A 15,885-nucleotide genomic window follows, 5' to 3' on the forward strand; every position below is an offset into this window, starting at 1 on the left:
GGCCCCGCCGATCCGGAATATGTCGACTGGCTCGCGGTCGACCGCGTCGAGGGGCGCGAGTTCGATATCGGCCTGCACCGCCACTGGCTCGACCCCTCGCGTCCGCTTGCCAAGACCGTGCTCGAACCCGCGCACGGCGTGCTCGTCACCTCCGCCACGCTGCGCGCCGGCGGGGACTGGGACGTGGCCGAGGCGCGCTCGGGCAGCACCCATCTGCTCCGCCCCGCCCAGCGCTTCGAGGCGAAGAGCCCGTTCGACTATCCCAACCAGGCCGAGGTGCTGATCGTCACCGACGTGAAGCGCGGCGACATGGCGGCGCTGGCCAACGCCTATGCCCGGCTGATCGCCGCGGCGGGCGGCGGCACGCTCGGCCTGTTCACCGCCATCCGGCGCCTCCGCGCGGTCCATGCCCGCATCGCCGATCGGCTGGCGCGCGACGGGCTGCCGCTGCTCGCCCAGCATGTCGACCCGATCGACACCGGCACCCTCGTCGACATCTTCCGCGACGATCCGCGCGCCTCGCTGATCGGCACCGATGCGCTGCGCGACGGAGTCGATGTGCCCGGCGATTCGCTGCGACTGGTGGTGATGGAAGGCGTGCCCTGGCCCAAGCCGAGCGTGCTCCACGCCGCGCGGCGGCTGGCCGGCGGCGGTTCGGCCTATGACGACCGGATAGTCCGCGCGCGGCTTGCCCAGGCGTTCGGCCGGTTGATCCGGCGGGCGGACGATCGCGGCGCCTTCGTGCTGCTGTCTGCCGCCACGCCCTCGCGCCTGCTCGACGCGTTTCCGCCAGGCACGCGCATCACCCGCACCACGCTCGATTCCGCGGTTGAGCGGGTTCAGCTTTCCTTGGGGCCAAGCTTGCGGCATGACGCGGGCGAAACCGCCAGCGTTCATCTCGGGGAAGCATGAAGACCCTTCTCGTCCTCCGCCACGCCAAGTCCGGTTGGGACGATCCGGTCGCCCGCGATTTCGATCGGCCGCTCAATCCCAAGGGCCAGCGGGCTGCCGTGGCGATGGGCCGCTATCTGCGCGACCAGGGCCTGCGCTTCGATCACGCCATCGCCTCCCCAGCGGTCCGCGTACGGGAAACGCTGGCGCAGGTGTCCCACGGACTTGGCGCAGCGATCGAGCCCGCCTGGGACCAGAAGCTGTATCTCGCCTCGCTCGGCACGCTGCTCGACGCGATCGAGGGCCTGTCCGACGGTGCCGACACGGTGCTGCTCTCCGGACACAATCCCGGGCTGGAGGAACTGGTGCTGGACCGGGTTCGCACGCCCAGCCCGCTACGCGACGCGGCGGAGCAGAAATTTCCCACCGCAACCCTCGCTGAGCTGCGTTTCGACATCGTGCATTGGGCCGAGGCATCGGGCGCGAACGCCGAGCTGGTCCGCTTCGTCCGGCCGCGCGATCTGGACCCCAGTCTCGGCCCCGACGCCTGACGCACGGGCCATATCGCCTCGGGCACCGCCGTGCCTTTCGCGTTGATCGCCGGGGCGAGGGTCGGGACCCGCCCCACCCTCGCCCCGGCTGCGATCAGCGATCTTCGGCCAGCGCCTGCGCCAGCGAATCCCGGATCGTCTGCAGTTCTGCGGTGCGGTTCCTGCCGCGCGCCGCCTTTTCCTCCGCCAGCAGCCGTTGCACGCCGCGGATGGTGTAGCCCTCTTCGCTGAGGAGGTGATGGATGCGGCGCACGAGCGCCACGTCATCGGGTCGATAATACCGGCGGTTGCCCGCACGGGTGAGTGGCTTCAGCTGGGGAAACCGGGTTTCCCAATAGCGCAAGATATGCTGCGGCCTGCCGATTTCAGCGGCGAGCTCACCTATGGTCCGCAACGCGCCGGCGGCCTTCTCGGTCGCCGACATCGGGACCTCAGCGAGCTGAGACGATGCGGTCACGCATCATCTGGCTGGCACGGAAGGTGAGCACGCGGCGGGGTGCGATGGGCACCTCCACGCCCGTCTTGGGATTGCGGCCGACCCGCTCGCCCTTGTCCCGCAGCACGAAGCTGCCGAAGCCCGAGATCTTGACGTTCTCGCCCTTGGCCAGTGCCTCGCACATGTGCTTCAGGATCTGTTCGACGATCCGCGACGCGTCGGCGCGCGACAGCCCCACTTCGCGATGCAGCGACTCGGCCAAGTCTGCCCTGGTCAGCGTTCCCGCAGCCGTCATTCAGCAATTCCTTTCGTGCACTTAGGTACCCGTATCAGATTGTTACGCGCTATCAAGATTGATGTTGAAGCGCCAGTAACGCCTCAGACATATTCTGGAAAAACACGTATCTGGTCCAAAATGGGGATACCGGAAGAACGCCTAGAAGCGGACGACGGCTGCACCCCAGGTGAACCCGCCACCCATGGCTTCCAAAACGAGTAGGTCGCCGCGCCGGATCCGACCGTCCCGCACCGCAGCATCGAGCGCGAGCGGCACCGATGCCGCCGAGGTGTTGGCGTGCCGGTCGACGGTGACGATCACCTTCTCCGGCGCCAGGTCCAGCTTGCGCGCGGTCGCGTCCAGGATGCGCGCATTGGCCTGGTGCGGCACCACCCAATCTACGTCGCCGGGCTGCAGACCTGCTGCAGCGAGCGATTCCTGCATCACCGAGGCGAGGTTGGTCACAGCGTGGCGGAACACCTCGCGCCCCTTCATCCGCAGCTTGCCGACGGTGCCGGTGGTCGACACGCCGCCATCGACATAGAGCAGATCGTTGTAGCGGCCGTCGGCGTGGAGCTTGGTGGCAAGGATGCCCTGCGGCGCATCACCGTCCGTGTCCTGCGCCTCGAGCACGATCGCGCCGGCGCCGTCGCCGAACAGCACGCAGGTGGTGCGGTCTTCCCAGTCGAGGATGCGGCTGAACGTCTCGGCGCCGATCACCAGCGCCCGGCGATGCACGCCGGCGCGAAGCATCGAATCGGCGACCTGCACCGCATAGAGAAAGCCCGAGCACACCGCCGCCACGTCGAACGCGACGCAGTCAAGGATGCCGAGCGCGTTCTGCACGCGCGTCGCGGTGGCGGGGAAGGTCTGGTCGGGGGTGGCGGTGGCGAGCACGATCAGGTCGATCTCGCTCGCGGCGATCCCGGCCGATTCGAGTGCCGCCCGCGCCGCATCGGCGGCGAGCGTGCCGGTCGTCTCCTCCGGCCCGGCGATGTGGCGAAAGCGGATGCCGGTCCGCTCGACGATCCATTCGTCGCTGGTATCGACGCGCTCCGCCAGCTCCGCGTTGGAAACACGCTGTGCCGGCAGGGCCGAGCCCGTGCCGAGAATCACCGAACGTACGGTCATGCGACCCCTTCTTCCCGTCTCTTACGCGGCCTTGGCCTCGAAGTTCCCCAGATCCTCGGCAATACGCCGGGTCAGGTCGTCGCGCACCATCTTGGCGGCGAAGCCGATCGCGGTATCCACGCCGAGTTCGTTCGCGCCGCCGTGACTCTTCACGACGATGCCGTTCAGCCCGAGGAAAACGGCACCATTATGGTTGTTCGGGTCGAGATGGTGGCGCAGCAGCTCGGTCGCAGGCTTCGAAATGAGGAAGCCCAGCTTGGAACGCAGCGAGCTGCTGAACGCCCGGCGCAGCAAATCCGCCACGAAGCGGGCGGTGCCTTCCGCCGTCTTGAGCGCGATGTTGCCCGAGAAACCGTCGCACACGATCACGTCGACATCGCCGCGCGACAGCCGGTTGCCTTCGATGAAGCCGGTGAATTCGAGCGGCAGGTGCTTGGCCGCGCGCAGCTGGGCCGCGGCGTCGCGGATGCTGTCCGTGCCCTTCATCTCTTCGGTGCCGATGTTGAGCAGCGCCACGCGCGGGCGCGCGAGATCGAGCGCGGTGCGCGCATAGGCGGCACCCATCACCGCGAACTGCACGAGATTCCGCTGGTCCACCTCGGTATTGGCGCCGAGATCGAGCATCACCGTGTCGTTGGCACCCAGCGACGGCAGCAGCGCGGCGAGCGCCGGCCGGTCGATCCCCGCCATGGTGCGGAGCGACAGCTTGGCCATCGCCATCAAGGCGCCGGTATTGCCCGAGGAGACCGCGGCACCCGCACGGCCCTGCTTCACCAGATCGATGGCAATGCCCATCGACGTGGTCTTGGCGCGGCGAATCGCCTGGCTCGGCTTGGCATCGGCCGCAACGACTTCGGCCGCGTGGACGATCTCGCACGCGGCTGCCAGATTGGGATGCGCCTTCAGGCCGTCACGAATGCGCGACTCGTCGCCGACGAGAAGGAACTCCATCCCCTCGAAGCGGCGACGTGCACGTGCAGCGCCGGCGAGCATGACGGCGACCCCCTCGTCGCCGCCCATTGCATCGACGGCGATCCGCGAGGGAACAGTCATACCGGCAACCCCCCGTTGCGGAACGTCGTTCAGCCCTCGACCGAAACGATTTCGCGGCCGTTATAGTGGCCGCACGCGTTGCACAGGTTGTGCGGACGCTTGAGTTCGCCGCAGTTCGGGCACTCCTGGAACGATTCGACGGTCAGCGAATCGTGCGACCGACGCATGCCGCGCTTCGACGGCGAGGTCTTTCTCTTAGGGACGGCCATGTCGGCACCTTCAACAAGCTATAGAATCAATAAAGTCGCGATACGCCCACAGGGTCATTCGGGCAAGCGACGGCTAGGCCGGCCGCTCGCCGGACCAGCAGGCAGGTCACGAAGCGAGCCCGCGCGTATAGCGATTCTCGTCCACGTTGCAAGCAGAAGCCGCGCGTGGCAGGGGTTTTCGCCTTGTTTGAACGGGGGACCCGATGTTTTTTCTGCCGGTTGCACTCACCAGCGCGGGCGCTGCGGCGCTGATCAATCTGTGGCTGGCGATTCGCGTCATCCAGCTGCGCCATGCCGAAAAGATCCTGACCGGCGACGGCGGCAGCCCGCGACTCCTCGCGCGCATGCGCGCGCAGATGAACTTCGTCGAATACACCCCCTTCGTGCTGATCCTGATCGGCCTGATCGAGCTGGCCCAGGGCACGCGATTCTATCTGTGGGTCATCGCCGCCGTGTATCTGCTCGGCCGCGTGCTGCACGGCTTCGGGATGGACGGCTGGCGGCGCGGCCGCGAGATCGGCGCGCTCATCACCTTCCTGGTCCTCGCCGGGCTCGGCCTCTATGCCGCGTGGCTCGGCTATACGGGCTCGAACCCGCTCCACTGATTCCCGCCCCCACCCCGTCATCCCGGCTTCCGCCGGGATGACGCACAAAGGAGCGGAGGATTCGCTCAGGCCCTCGCGAGCACCGAGTCGGCGACGAACGGGTTGGTGCGCCGCTCCTGGCCGAAATTGCTCGGCTGGCCGTGGCCGGGGACGAACACCGTCTCATCCCCCAGCGGCCAGAGCCGGGTGGTGATCGCGTCGATCAGGTCCTGGTGGTTGCCCAAGGGGAAGTCGGTCCGCCCGATCGATCCCTGGAACAGCACGTCGCCGACGATCGCCAGCTGCGATTCGGGATGGTGGAACACGACATGTCCGGGCGTGTGGCCCGGGCAGTGATAGACGTCGAGCACCAGCTCGCCCACCGTCACCTGGTCGCCCTGAACCAGCCAGCGATCCGGTTCGAACGGCTTGCCGGGCACGCGATAGGCGCGGCCGTCGTCCTCGAGCCGCGCGATCCAGTAGCGATCGGCCTCGTGCGGGCCTTCGATCGGCACGCCCAGCTCCTCGGCGAAGATGCCCGCGGAGCCGCAATGATCGATATGGCCGTGGGTGATCAGCAGCTTCTCGATCGTCACGCCGTGCTGGGTCGCCGCGGCGCGCAGCCGGTCGAGATCGCCGCCCGGATCGACGAACGCGCCGCGCATCGTCTTCGTGCACCAGAGCAGGGTGCAATTCTGCTGGAGCGGCGTGACGGGCACGATCGCCGCGCGGAGCGGCGGCTGGGCAGCGTTGGGATCGGGGTTCGCCATGGCTCTCGCTACCGCGCGCGGGCGCGCGCGGCAACCAAGGCTTGCTCTCCGAGCGCAGCCTCTGCATTCCAGCGGGCTGATGGTATTGCGTCCTCCCTTCGTCCTGCTCGACGACGCGCGCGCCGACGGCCGCGGCGCGCGGCTTTATACGAATCCCGTCGAAACCCTCGTCGCGTACCGTCCGGACGAGATCGCGCCCGCGCTGAACCGCCTGCGCGCCGCCCGCGCCGAAGGGCTCGATAGCGCCGGCTGGCTCGCCTATGAGGCGGGCGCTGCGCTCGAACCCGCCGCCCCGGCGCGCGATGCGGACGGCCCCCTGCTCTGGTTCGGCCTGTTCCGCGGCCACCAGCGGCTTGCCGGGGACGCGGTCCCTGCCCTGCTGCCCGAACCCGCCGGCGCCTGGGCCGGCCGCCCCCGCCCGCTGCTCGACCGCGCTGCCTACGATGCCGCCTTCGCTCGCGCGCGCGCCTATATAGAAGCCGGCGACATCTATCAGGCCAACCTCACCTTCCGTGCCGCAGTGCCGATCGCGGGTCATCCGGCCGCGCTGTATGCGCTGCTCCGCGCCCGATCGGCGGCCGGGCACGGCGCGCTGGTCGCCACCGGCGAGCAATGGCTGCTCAGCCTTTCCCCCGAACTGTTCTTCACGCTGGAGGACGGCACCCTCACCGCCCGCCCGATGAAGGGCACGACGCACCGCGACGCCGACCCCGCCGTCGACGCGGCACTCGCCCACGGGCTTGCCGAAGATCCCAAGCAGCGCGCCGAAAACCTGATGATCGTCGATCTGATGCGCAACGATCTCGGCCGCGTGGCACGCGCCGGTAGCGTCGCGGTGCCGCAGCTGTTCCACGTCGAGACCTATCCCACGGTCCACCAGATGACCTCGACGATCACCGCCCGCCTTGCCGAGGGGCTGGGAGCCGTCGACGCGCTCGCGGCGTTGTTCCCCTGCGGTTCGGTGACCGGCGCGCCGAAGATCCGTGCAATGCAGGTGATCGCCGAAGTCGAACCCGACGCCCGCCGCGTCTATACGGGCTCGATAGGGAGGATCGACGCCGATGGCAGTGCCGAATTCAACGTCGCCATTCGTACCCTGGCCGTCGACGCCGCGGGATGCGCGACGCTTGGCCTCGGCTCCGGCGTCGTCGCCGATTCGAATGCTGCGAGCGAATGGGCGGAGTGCCTCGCCAAGGGGGCGTTCGTGACCGCCGGCGAGCACGGCTTCGACCTGATCGAGACGATGCGCTTCGATCCCGAGGACGGGATCCTGCTGCTCGAGCGCCATCTCGAGCGCATCCGGGGGAGCGCCGAGATCTTCGGCTTCCCGTTCGACCGCCATGTCGTCCGCAACGAGCTCCAGGCCGCCACTTTCCGACTGCGCGACGCGGCGAAGGTACGGCTGCTGCTCGGGCCTTCCGGGGCGGTGGCGATTGGCATCGGGCCGCTCCCTGCCCCGCCACCCGAGCCGATAAAGGTCCGGATCGTGCCCCATTCCGTGCCCGCGAACGATTTCCGCCTGGCACACAAGACCACCCGCCGGTCGGTCTACGACACCCCCCGGCGCGCCGCCGGCACCTGGGAGGTCGTGTTCACCGATGCGGAGGGCTATTGCACCGAAGGCAGCTTCACCGCGCTGTTCGTCGAGCGGGACGGCGTGCTGGTGACACCGCCGCTGTCGCGCGGCCTGCTTCCCGGCGTGCTCCGCGCCGAACTGCTCGCCACCGGCCGGGCGGTCGAAGGCGATCTCCGACCGGCGGATCTCGCCGGCGGATTCCTGCTCGGCAACGCGCTGCGTGGACTGGTTGCAGCCGTTACAGTTGCGGAAGGCGCCGAAGCGGACCTATAGGCGCGCATCTTTCCCGGAAAAGGCGTCCAGACTCATGCAGACTTCCGCCGCGCTCCAGCGCATCCAGCCCTCCGCCACGCTCGCCATGACCAGCCGCGTGTTCGAGCTGAAGCGTGCCGGCGTCGACGTGATCGGCCTGGGCGCCGGCGAACCCGATTTCGACACGCCCGATTTCGTCAAGGAAGCCGCGATTCAGGCGATCCGCGACGGCAAGACCAAGTACACCAATGTCGACGGCACGCCTGAACTGAAGGCCGCGGTGATCGAAAAGTTCAAGCGCGACAACGGCTTGGACTATACCCCCGCCCAGGTGACGATCAACGTCGGCGGCAAGCACACGCTGTTCAACGCGATCGTCGCGACGGTGGAAGCCGGCGACGAGGTGATCATCCCCGCCCCCTATTGGGTCAGCTATCCTGACGTAGTTCAGTTCGCGGGCGGCACCCCGGTGTTCATCGCCGCCGGTGCCGACCAGGCCTACAAGATCACCCCCGCCCAGCTCGAAGCGGCGATCACGCCCAGGACCAAGTGGGTGATCCTCAACTCGCCGTCCAACCCCACCGGCGCCGCCTATTCGGCCGCCGAGCTGAAGGCGCTGGGCGAAGTGATCGAACGCCACCCGCACGTCTGGGTGTTCGCCGACGACATGTACGAGCACATCCTGTACGACGGCTTCGAATTCGCCACGATCGCGCAGGTCTGCCCGTCGCTCTACGAGCGCACGCTCACCGTCAACGGCTGCTCCAAGGCCTATGCGATGACCGGCTGGCGGATCGGCTTCGCCGGCGGCCCGGCGCCGCTGATCAAGGCGATCGCCAAGCTCCAGTCGCAGTCGACCTCGAACCCCTGCTCGATCGCCCAGGCGGCCGCCGTCGCGGCGCTCTCCGGCGACCAGAGCTTCCTCAAGGACCGCGCCGCCGCCTTCCAGACGCGCCGCGACCTCGTCGTCTCCATGCTCAACGACATCGACGGCATGACCTGCCCGACGCCCGAGGGCGCCTTCTACGTCTATCCCGAGTTCAGCGCGCTGATCGGCAAGACCACGCCCAAGGGCAAGGTGATCGCCACCGACGAGGACATGATCGGCTATTTCCTCGACGACGCCCGCGTGGCGGCGGTGCACGGTGCTGCGTTCGGCCTGTCGCCGGCGATGCGGATCAGCTATGCGACGTCCGAGGCGCTGCTCCGCGAAGCCTGCACCCGCATCCAGACGGCCTGCGCCGACCTGCGCTGATCGGGATTGGGCGGGAGCTGCGTCGCTCTTATATTGGGGTTCGCATGACCCGTAGCACGTTGAAGCTCCCGCTCTCCCTTGCCGCGCTTGCCGGCGGCGCGTTCCTGCTGATCGCGGCCGGCGGCCTGCGCATCGAGAAGGTGACCGCGGTCGCGGTGCCGCCGCCTGCGGTCGACGTCGCCAAGGCGAAGAAGCCGCAGACGGCAGTGTTCGCCGGCGGCTGCTTCTGGGGCATGGAAGCGGTGTTCCAGTCGGTGAAGGGCGTCCACTCGGTGACCAACGGCTATGCCGGCGGCACGGCGGGCACTGCCACCTACGACCAGGTCAAGGGCGAGAAGACGGGCCATGCCGAAGCGGTGAAGGTCGTCTACGACCCGACCCGGGTTAGCTACGGCACGCTGCTCCGCGTCTTCTTCTCGGTGGCGCACGACCCCACCCAGAAGGGCGGCCAGGGCCCGGATCGCGGCCCCAGCTATCGCAGCGCGATCTTCCCGCAGACTGCCGAGCAGCGCCGGGTCGCCGGGGCGTATATCGCCCAGCTCACCCAGGCCAAGGCGTTCGCCAAGCCGATCACGACGAAGCTGGAGACCGGCGGCTTCTACCCTGCCGAGGAATATCACCAGGACTTCTTCTGGCGGCACCCGACGCACCCCTACATCATGCGCTGGGACCAGCCCAAGGTGGCGGCGTTCCGCTCGACCTACCCGCAGCTGGCACACTGATCGGGCGGCGGTCCTACAGGCAATGTCCCGCTATGTTCGGCGGGCTCTTTGAAGTGCTGGATCCACGTTGCTCTCCCCACAGCCGTCATCCCGGCAAAAGCCGGGATCCATTGGGGTCTACGCAGCGGCTCGTGCTCGCACCGGGTGCCGAATGGTTCCCGGCTTTCGCCGGGATGACGGTGCCTGGATAGCGAGAAGCTCTGCCGCACGCGTTCCGATGGTTTGGGGTGCAAAAAAGGCCGAGCGCCTAAACTTCATAAATTTCGGCCCCGCGAAAACCCGCACGCGCCTAAACTTCCTAAACTTAGCGATCCGGGCGGCGCTCAAAAATCGATCGCGATGCCCTTCAGCTCCCAGTCGCCATAGCGCACCGGATCCTTGGCCAGCGGGTCCTTTTCCGGCCGCTGCATCGGTTCGGGCTTGGGTACCGGCGGGCTCTTCGAGAGATATGCCGGCGGCGTCACATGCGCGGGTCGCTTGCCCATCGGGATTGCCTTCCTTGGTTGCCCGGCCCATGTCGGCCGCCAAAGGAGCATGGTCAAGTGAACGGTTGGGTAGCGCACGCACGGGCAGAACTTTCGATGGGAGCGCGCTGAGCATGGCCCGTCCGACCACCCGCCGCCCCGCCGAGCGCGAGCCGGACGCCCCCGGCGTCCCCGCGCGCCGCGCCGCGCTCCGATTGCTCGACGCGGTGCTCCGTCGCGGCCTCGCGCTGGAACAGGCGCTCGATTCCGCCGCACAGGGCCTCGCCCCCAACGACCGCGGTCTCGCCCATGCCATCGCCGCGGAGGCGCTGCGTCGGCTGCCCGATCTCGACGCGCTGATCGATTCCGCCACCCGGCAGCGCCTGCCCGACGACGCCAAGGCCCGCTTCGCGCTGCGCATCGCGCTGGTCCAGGCGATTGCGCTCGGCACCCCCGGCCATGCCGCGATCTCGACGGTGCTGCCGCTGGTCGATGGCGGCCCGCGCAAGCTGGTCCACGGCGTGTTCGGCACGCTGATGCGCGGCAACGCGACGCTGCCCGACGTGCCGATGCTCCCCGACGCGGTGGCGCTGCGCTGGCAGGCGCATTGGGGCGACGCGATGGTGCAGGCCGCGTGCGAGGCCATCGCGACACCGCCGCCGCTCGACCTTAGCCTGAAGAACGATGGCGTAACGGTGGAAGATGCCGCCAGCCTCGCCCCGCGCCACGCCCGGCTCGAACCGGGCACCAGCGTGCCCGATCTGCCCGGTTTCGCCGAGGGCGACTGGTGGGTGCAGGACCTCGCCGCCTCGATCCCCGCCCGGCTGATCGGTGCGGGCACCGGCACCGCGCTCGACCTCTGCGCCGCACCCGGCGGCAAGACGCTCCAGCTCGCCGCCGCCGGCTGGCAGGTGACCGCGGTCGACGTCGCCGAGAACCGGCTGGCCCGCCTGCGCGAGAATCTGGAACGCACCGGGCTTTCGGCGCAGATCGTCGCCGCCGACCTGCTGACCTGGAGCCCCGCCGCCCCGGCCGACGCGGTGCTGCTCGATGCGCCGTGCAGCGCCACCGGCATCTTCCGCCGCCATCCGGACGTGCTCCACCGCGTCCGCCCCTCGTTGATCGCCGAGATGGCCGAGCTGCAGGCCAGGCTGCTCGACCGCGCCGCCGCCTGGGTGAAGCCGGGCGGCACGCTGGTGTTCGCCACCTGCTCGCTCGAACCCAAGGAAGGCGAGGCCCACCTCGCCCCCTTCCTCGCCGCGCATCCCGAGTTCGAACTGGTGCCGGCCACGGCGGACGAACTCCCCGCCGGCATTTCGCCGCGCGACGACGGCTCGGTACGCATCCTGCCGGGCATGCTGGCGGAGCAGAGCGGGCTCGATGGCTTCTTCATCGCCCGCTTCCGCCGCCGCTGATCGCACCTGCGGGGCCCTTCGTCCCGCCTGTGCAGCAACCTGTGGATAAAGCTGTGGAGAAGGGTGCGCAAACGGTGCGCGGCCCGCCCCTCCGGTTGCGCCCGACTCGCCCCTTGCCTAGGAGACAGATCATGTCCGTCCGCATCGCCCCCTCGATCCTCTCGGCCGATTTCGCGCGGCTCGGCGAGGAAGTCCGCGCCATCGACGCCGCCGGCGCCGACTGGATCCATGTCGACGTGATGGACGGGCATTTCGTGCCGAACATCACCATCGGCCCGGCGGTGGTGAAGGCGCTGCGCCCGCATTCGGCCAAGAATTTCGACGTGCATCTGATGATCACGCCGGTCGACCCGATGCTCGCCGCCTTTGCCGAGGCCGGGGCCGACACGATCTCGGTGCACCCCGAGGCGGGGCCTCACCTCCATCGTACGCTCCAGACGATCAAGGCGCTGGGCAAGCGCGCCGGCGTGGTGCTCAACCCGTCCACCCCGGTCGATGCGATCGACTATGTGATGGACCTGGTCGACCTGATCCTGGTGATGAGCGTCAACCCCGGCTTCGGCGGGCAGAAGTTCCTCGAGAGCCAGCTGCCCAAGATCACCGAACTGCGCCGCCGCATCGAGGCGAGCGGCCGGGCGATCGACCTGGAGGTGGATGGCGGCATCGACCGCGAGACCGCACCCAAGGCGATCGCCGCCGGCGCCAATGCGCTGGTCGCCGGCACCGCGACCTTTACCGGCGGCCCGAGCCGGTACGCCGCCAATATCGCCGCGCTGCGCGGCGCTTGACCGAGCCTGCGCCGGACTCCGCCGCCGACGGAGTCGAGGAAGGCAAGCGGCTGATCCGGGTGGGCGGCGATCGCGGCCTGTCGCTCGCCGACCGGATCGCCGATCGCTTCCAGCGCCTCGCCTGGCGCTCGCCCTTCTACGCGATGCGGCTGAAGGGCCGGCACCCGCTCAAGCTGCTCACCGCCGCCGACGATCCGTTCTTCGGCGATCCGCAGCGCGGCAATGCCCTGCTGGACGGCGAACTGCGCCTCTGCGGCGAGGTCCGCGCGATCGAGAGCCTCGATTTCGCCAGGCCGGACGGGTCGCCTGCCTTCACCCAGCACCTGCAGGGCTTTGCCTGGCTGCGCGACCTTTCCAGCGTCGCCACCCGCCAGCAGGGCGCGCCGATCGCCGAAGACATCATGCGCCGCTGGCTCAAGGTGCATGGCGAGCAGGTGGCAGACCCCGCCTGGCGTCCCGATCTGGTCGGCCGGCGCATCCTGGCCTGGGTGGCGCACGCCCCGCTGATCCTGTCGTCGACCGACCAGGTCTATCGTTCGGGCGTGATGCACGCGCTGGCCCGCGGTGCCCGCCATCTCGATCGCAGCGCCGACAAGGTGCCGGTCGGCGTTCCCCGGCTCGCCGCTTGGGCGGGCCTCGTCGCGGCGGGGCTGGTGCTGCCCGGCGGTGATCCGCGCCGCGCCTTTGCCGAGGCAGGGCTCAACCGCGCGATCACGGCGTCGGTCTATGAAGATGGCGGCACCGTCGGCCGCTCGCCCGACGGCCAGCTCGACGCGATCCAGCTGATCACCCTGCTGTGCGAGACCTATGCCGCCCGCCGCATCGAGCCGCCCACCTTCGTGCTCGGCGCGCTCAACCGGATGGTCGCGGCACTGCTCGGCGTGTGCCACGGCGATGGCGGGCTCTCCAGCTGGCAGGGCTGCGGCCCTATCAGCGGCGAGGTGATCGCACAAACGATCGAGGCGACGGGGGTCCGCACGCGCCCGCTCAAGCAGGCGCGCGACTGGGGCTATCAGCGGCTCGCCTGCGCCGGCACCGTGCTGATCCTCGACGCGGCGCCGCCGCCCGACGCCAGGGTGGCGCAGACCGGCTGCGCCTCCACCCTCGCCTTCGAGCTTTCCGACGGCCCCGACCGAATCGTCGTCAATTGCGGCGGCAGCCGCGCCGCCGATGCCCGGCTGCCCGCCGAGCTGGTCCAGGGCCTGCGCACCACCGCCGCGCATTCCACGCTGGTGCTGGGCGACAGCAACTCGACCGCGATCCACGCCGATGGCACGCTCGGCCGCGGCGTCAGCGAAGTCGAGCTGGTGCGGCACGAGACCGAGAACGCCAGCCGGATCGAGGCGGCGCATGACGGCTATGTCCGCCGCTTCGGCCTGCTCCACCGCCGCGAACTGACCCTGTCGCACGACGGGCGCGACCTGCGCGGCGAGGACCTGCTGCTCCCGGGCGGCAAGCGCCGCATTGACTCGACGGCTTTCGCGCTGCGCTTCCACCTTGCGCCGCATGTCGAGGTCTCGCCCACCGCCGATGGGCACGGCGCGATCCTCCGCGCGCCCTCGGGCATGCTCTGGCAGTTCCGCGCCAAGGGCGGCACACTGGCGATCGAAGAAAGCCTGTGGATCGATGCGCGCGGGCGGCCGCACGCCACCCAGCAGCTGGTGATCCAGGGTGAGACGCCGGCAGGCGGCGCCAGCCTGAACTGGGTATTCCACCGCTCCAAATAGGGCTTGCCCCGCGCGGCCTGATCCGGGAGAGGGGCGGGCCATGGACATCAAGATCACCCGCGCGCTCCTCTCGGTCTCCGACAAGACCGGGATCGTCGAACTCGGCCAGGCACTGGCTGCCCAGGGCGTCGAGCTCGTCTCGACCGGCGGCACCGCCACGGCGCTTCGCAACGCTGGCCTCACGGTCCGCGACATTTCGGACCTGACCGGCTTCCCCGAGATGATGGACGGCCGGGTGAAGACGCTGCACCCCAAGGTGCATGGCGGCCTGCTCTCGGTGCGCACCAATGCCGAGCATCAGGCCTCGATGGCCGAGCATGACATCGTGCCGATCGACCTCGTCGTGGTGAACCTCTATCCCTTCGCCCAGACCGTCGCCAAGGGCGCCGACCGCGACGAGATCATCGAGAATATCGATATCGGCGGCCCGTCGATGGTGCGTTCGGCCGCGAAGAACCATGAGTCGGTGGCGATCGTCACCGATCCGGCCGATTATGCGCTGGTGATGGGCGGGACCACGACCCTGGAGCAGCGCCGCCAGTTCGCCGCCAAGGCCTATGCCGCCACCGCGGCGTATGACGCGATGATCTCCAGCTGGTTCGCCTTCGCCGACCAGGGCGAGGCCTTCCCGGAAACGCTCAATATCTCGCTCAAGCGCGGCCAGGCGCTGCGCTATGGCGAGAACCCGCATCAGCAGGCGGCTTTCTATGCCGCGACCGGTGCCGCGGCGCGCGGCATCGGCCAGGCCCGCCAGCTCCAGGGCAAGGAACTGAGCTACAACAACTATAACGACGCCGATGCCGCGCTCGAGCTGGTCAGCGAATTCCGCGACGGCCCGCCGACGGCGGTGATCGTCAAGCACGCCAATCCGTGCGGCGTGGCGAGCGGCGCGACCCTCGCCGAGGCCTACGCGGCGGCGTTCGCCTGCGACACCGTCTCGGCGTTCGGCGGCATCATCGCCGTCAACCGCCCGCTCGACCGCGCGACCGCCGAGCAGATCACCGGCATCTTCACCGAAGTGGTGGTGGCGCCCGACGCCGACGAGGAAGCGCTGGCGCTGTTTGCGGCGAAGAAGAATCTCCGCCTGCTGCTGACCGGCGAACTGCCCGATCCGGCGCGCGCCGGCCTGTTCGCCAAGTCGATCGCCGGCGGCTGGCTGGTCCAGGGCCGCGACAACGGCATCGTCACCCGCGACCAGCTCAAGGTCGTCACCCAGCGCCAGCCGACCGAGCAGGAACTGGCCGACTGCCTGTTCGCCTGGACGGTGGCCAAGCACGTCAAGTCGAACGCGATCGTCTATGCCAAGGACGGCAGCACCGCAGGCGTCGGCGCCGGCCAGATGAACCGCCTGGAAAGCGCCCGCATCGCCGCGTGGAAGGCGAAGGACGCGGCGGACAAGGCCGGCTGGGCCACCCCGCGCACGATCGGCTCGGCAGTGGCGTCGGACGCCTTCTTCCCCTTCGCCGACGGCCTGCTGGCGGCGGTGGAAGCCGGGGCGACCGCCGTGATCCAGCCGGGCGGCTCGATCCGCGACGACGAAGTGATCGCGGCGGCCGACGCGGCCGGGCTCGCGATGGTGTTCACGGGGATGCGCCACTTCCGGCATTGAGGTGCGCGCGCCGCGCTTCCGATGGGGGCGCGGCGTGGCATCCCACCTCTGTCATCCCCGCGAAGGCGGGGATCCATTGCCGCTGGTGGCCCGGTTCTTTCTGCAACGTTCCGCCGAATGGATGCCGGCCTTCGCGGGGATGACAGTGCGAGTATGGGCGGGCGCTGCCGCTCGC

At 69.2% G+C, this 15,885-nt stretch carries 17 protein-coding genes; 10 read left to right on the forward strand and 7 right to left on the reverse strand.

The genetic code is table 11. The annotated features are described in order from the left end of the window. On the forward strand, positions 1-912 hold a 912-nt coding region (locus SPI01S_RS16175; protein WP_281179446.1), incomplete at its 5' end, for a helicase C-terminal domain-containing protein. Beyond that, positions 909-1,442 (forward strand): SixA phosphatase family protein, encoded by a 534-nt coding sequence (locus SPI01S_RS16180; RefSeq protein ID WP_066724872.1) that lies wholly within the window; start codon positions 909-911, stop codon positions 1,440-1,442. The genes SPI01S_RS16175 and SPI01S_RS16180, both read left to right, overlap by 4 nt. Positions 1,443-1,536: 94 nt before the next feature. Here the strand turns inward: SPI01S_RS16180 and SPI01S_RS16185 are convergent, their stop codons facing one another. The 5 genes from SPI01S_RS16185 to rpmF form a co-directional block, all read right to left on the reverse strand. Beyond that, entirely contained in the window at positions 1,537-1,866 is a 330-nt protein-coding gene (locus tag SPI01S_RS16185; RefSeq protein ID WP_066724878.1) for a MerR family transcriptional regulator, read from the reverse strand. 7 nt (positions 1,867-1,873) lie between these two features. Continuing rightward, positions 1,874-2,173 carry an integration host factor subunit alpha gene (locus tag SPI01S_RS16190; protein ID WP_066724881.1) on the reverse strand — a complete coding sequence of 100 codons (300 nt, stop codon included), beginning with the start codon at positions 2,171-2,173 and terminating at the stop codon, positions 1,874-1,876. Positions 2,174-2,314: 141 nt separating this feature from the next. Next, on the reverse strand, positions 2,315-3,286 hold the full coding sequence (locus tag SPI01S_RS16195) for a beta-ketoacyl-ACP synthase III (RefSeq protein WP_066724884.1): 972 nt from the start codon (positions 3,284-3,286) through the stop codon (positions 2,315-2,317). A gap of 21 nt (positions 3,287-3,307) precedes the next feature. Continuing rightward, positions 3,308-4,339 (reverse strand): phosphate acyltransferase PlsX, encoded by a 1,032-nt coding sequence (plsX, locus tag SPI01S_RS16200; protein ID WP_066724887.1) that lies wholly within the window; start codon positions 4,337-4,339, stop codon positions 3,308-3,310. A gap of 29 nt (positions 4,340-4,368) precedes the next feature. Continuing rightward, on the reverse strand, positions 4,369-4,548 hold the full coding sequence (rpmF, locus tag SPI01S_RS16205; protein WP_064310610.1) for a 50S ribosomal protein L32: 180 nt from the start codon (positions 4,546-4,548) through the stop codon (positions 4,369-4,371). Positions 4,549-4,751: 203 nt separating this feature from the next. Between rpmF and SPI01S_RS16210 the strand changes: the two genes are divergently transcribed. Beyond that, the gene (locus SPI01S_RS16210) at positions 4,752-5,153 is read left to right on the forward strand and encodes an MAPEG family protein (RefSeq protein ID WP_066724889.1); all 402 of its coding nucleotides are present in this window, start codon (positions 4,752-4,754) and stop codon (positions 5,151-5,153) included. 65 nt (positions 5,154-5,218) lie between these two features. Here the strand turns inward: SPI01S_RS16210 and SPI01S_RS16215 are convergent, their stop codons facing one another. After that, positions 5,219-5,902, reverse strand: a complete 684-nt coding sequence (locus tag SPI01S_RS16215; protein WP_066724890.1) for an MBL fold metallo-hydrolase — start codon at positions 5,900-5,902, stop codon at positions 5,219-5,221. Positions 5,903-5,981: 79 nt separating this feature from the next. On the opposite strand from SPI01S_RS16215, the gene pabB reads away from it, so the two are divergent. Genes pabB through msrA form a run of 3 tightly spaced genes read left to right on the forward strand, consistent with a single transcriptional unit; the run spans position 5,982 to position 9,707 of the window. Next, the gene (gene pabB / locus SPI01S_RS16220) at positions 5,982-7,751 is read left to right on the forward strand and encodes an aminodeoxychorismate synthase component I (protein ID WP_066724892.1); all 1,770 of its coding nucleotides are present in this window, start codon (positions 5,982-5,984) and stop codon (positions 7,749-7,751) included. Positions 7,752-7,785: 34 nt separating this feature from the next. After that, complete coding sequence (locus SPI01S_RS16225; protein WP_066724895.1) at positions 7,786-8,985, forward strand: pyridoxal phosphate-dependent aminotransferase; 1,200 nt, start codon at positions 7,786-7,788, stop codon at positions 8,983-8,985. A gap of 44 nt (positions 8,986-9,029) precedes the next feature. Beyond that, positions 9,030-9,707, forward strand: a complete 678-nt coding sequence (gene msrA, locus SPI01S_RS16230) for a peptide-methionine (S)-S-oxide reductase MsrA (RefSeq protein WP_066724897.1) — start codon at positions 9,030-9,032, stop codon at positions 9,705-9,707. Between the two features lie 323 nt (positions 9,708-10,030). Here msrA and SPI01S_RS21935 read toward each other — a convergent pair whose 3' ends face one another. Further along, positions 10,031-10,192 (reverse strand): DUF1674 domain-containing protein, encoded by a 162-nt coding sequence (locus SPI01S_RS21935; protein WP_084253520.1) that lies wholly within the window; start codon positions 10,190-10,192, stop codon positions 10,031-10,033. A gap of 113 nt (positions 10,193-10,305) precedes the next feature. Here SPI01S_RS21935 and SPI01S_RS16235 point away from each other — a divergent pair, with 113 nt between their 5' ends. The 4 genes from SPI01S_RS16235 to purH all read left to right on the forward strand — a co-directional run bounded on the left by SPI01S_RS16235 (position 10,306) and on the right by purH (position 15,710). Beyond that, positions 10,306-11,586, forward strand: coding sequence for an RsmB/NOP family class I SAM-dependent RNA methyltransferase (locus tag SPI01S_RS16235; protein WP_066724898.1), 1,281 nt, complete (start codon positions 10,306-10,308; stop codon positions 11,584-11,586). 131 nt (positions 11,587-11,717) lie between these two features. Next, on the forward strand, positions 11,718-12,374 hold the full coding sequence (rpe, locus tag SPI01S_RS16240; protein WP_066724900.1) for a ribulose-phosphate 3-epimerase: 657 nt from the start codon (positions 11,718-11,720) through the stop codon (positions 12,372-12,374). After that, positions 12,371-14,101, forward strand: a complete 1,731-nt coding sequence (locus SPI01S_RS16245; RefSeq protein ID WP_066724909.1) for a heparinase II/III family protein — start codon at positions 12,371-12,373, stop codon at positions 14,099-14,101. The genes rpe and SPI01S_RS16245 overlap by 4 nt, the downstream gene beginning before the upstream one ends. A gap of 40 nt (positions 14,102-14,141) precedes the next feature. After that, positions 14,142-15,710 carry a bifunctional phosphoribosylaminoimidazolecarboxamide formyltransferase/IMP cyclohydrolase gene (gene purH, locus SPI01S_RS16250; RefSeq protein WP_066724912.1) on the forward strand — a complete coding sequence of 523 codons (1,569 nt, stop codon included), beginning with the start codon at positions 14,142-14,144 and terminating at the stop codon, positions 15,708-15,710. The last annotated feature ends 175 nt before the right edge of the window (positions 15,711-15,885 follow it).

Origin of the sequence: Sphingomonas pituitosa NBRC 102491 (genome assembly GCF_001598435.1) — a bacterium.
GTDB classification, from domain to species: Bacteria; Pseudomonadota; Alphaproteobacteria; order Sphingomonadales; family Sphingomonadaceae; genus Sphingomonas; species Sphingomonas pituitosa.

What these genes read in the sequence shown, in the direction of transcription:
- SPI01S_RS16235 (WP_066724898.1), top strand. Translation starts at nt 10,306, where the DNA reads ATGGCCCGTCCGACCACCCGCCGCCCCGCCGAGCGCGAGCCGGACGCC.
- purH (WP_066724912.1), top strand. Translation starts at nt 14,142, where the DNA reads ATGGACATCAAGATCACCCGCGCGCTCCTCTCGGTCTCCGACAAGACC.
- msrA (WP_066724897.1), top strand. Translation starts at nt 9,030, where the DNA reads ATGACCCGTAGCACGTTGAAGCTCCCGCTCTCCCTTGCCGCGCTTGCC.
- SPI01S_RS16195 (WP_066724884.1), bottom strand. Translation starts at nt 3,286, where the DNA reads ATGACCGTACGTTCGGTGATTCTCGGCACGGGCTCGGCCCTGCCGGCA.
- pabB (WP_066724892.1), top strand. Translation starts at nt 5,982, where the DNA reads ATGGTATTGCGTCCTCCCTTCGTCCTGCTCGACGACGCGCGCGCCGAC.
- rpmF (WP_064310610.1), bottom strand. Translation starts at nt 4,548, where the DNA reads ATGGCCGTCCCTAAGAGAAAGACCTCGCCGTCGAAGCGCGGCATGCGT.
- plsX (WP_066724887.1), bottom strand. Translation starts at nt 4,339, where the DNA reads ATGACTGTTCCCTCGCGGATCGCCGTCGATGCAATGGGCGGCGACGAG.
- SPI01S_RS16210 (WP_066724889.1), top strand. Translation starts at nt 4,752, where the DNA reads ATGTTTTTTCTGCCGGTTGCACTCACCAGCGCGGGCGCTGCGGCGCTG.
- SPI01S_RS16190 (WP_066724881.1), bottom strand. Translation starts at nt 2,173, where the DNA reads ATGACGGCTGCGGGAACGCTGACCAGGGCAGACTTGGCCGAGTCGCTG.
- rpe (WP_066724900.1), top strand. Translation starts at nt 11,718, where the DNA reads ATGTCCGTCCGCATCGCCCCCTCGATCCTCTCGGCCGATTTCGCGCGG.
- SPI01S_RS16180 (WP_066724872.1), top strand. Translation starts at nt 909, where the DNA reads ATGAAGACCCTTCTCGTCCTCCGCCACGCCAAGTCCGGTTGGGACGAT.
- SPI01S_RS16185 (WP_066724878.1), bottom strand. Translation starts at nt 1,866, where the DNA reads ATGTCGGCGACCGAGAAGGCCGCCGGCGCGTTGCGGACCATAGGTGAG.
- SPI01S_RS16215 (WP_066724890.1), bottom strand. Translation starts at nt 5,902, where the DNA reads ATGGCGAACCCCGATCCCAACGCTGCCCAGCCGCCGCTCCGCGCGGCG.
- SPI01S_RS21935 (WP_084253520.1), bottom strand. Translation starts at nt 10,192, where the DNA reads ATGGGCAAGCGACCCGCGCATGTGACGCCGCCGGCATATCTCTCGAAG.
- SPI01S_RS16225 (WP_066724895.1), top strand. Translation starts at nt 7,786, where the DNA reads ATGCAGACTTCCGCCGCGCTCCAGCGCATCCAGCCCTCCGCCACGCTC.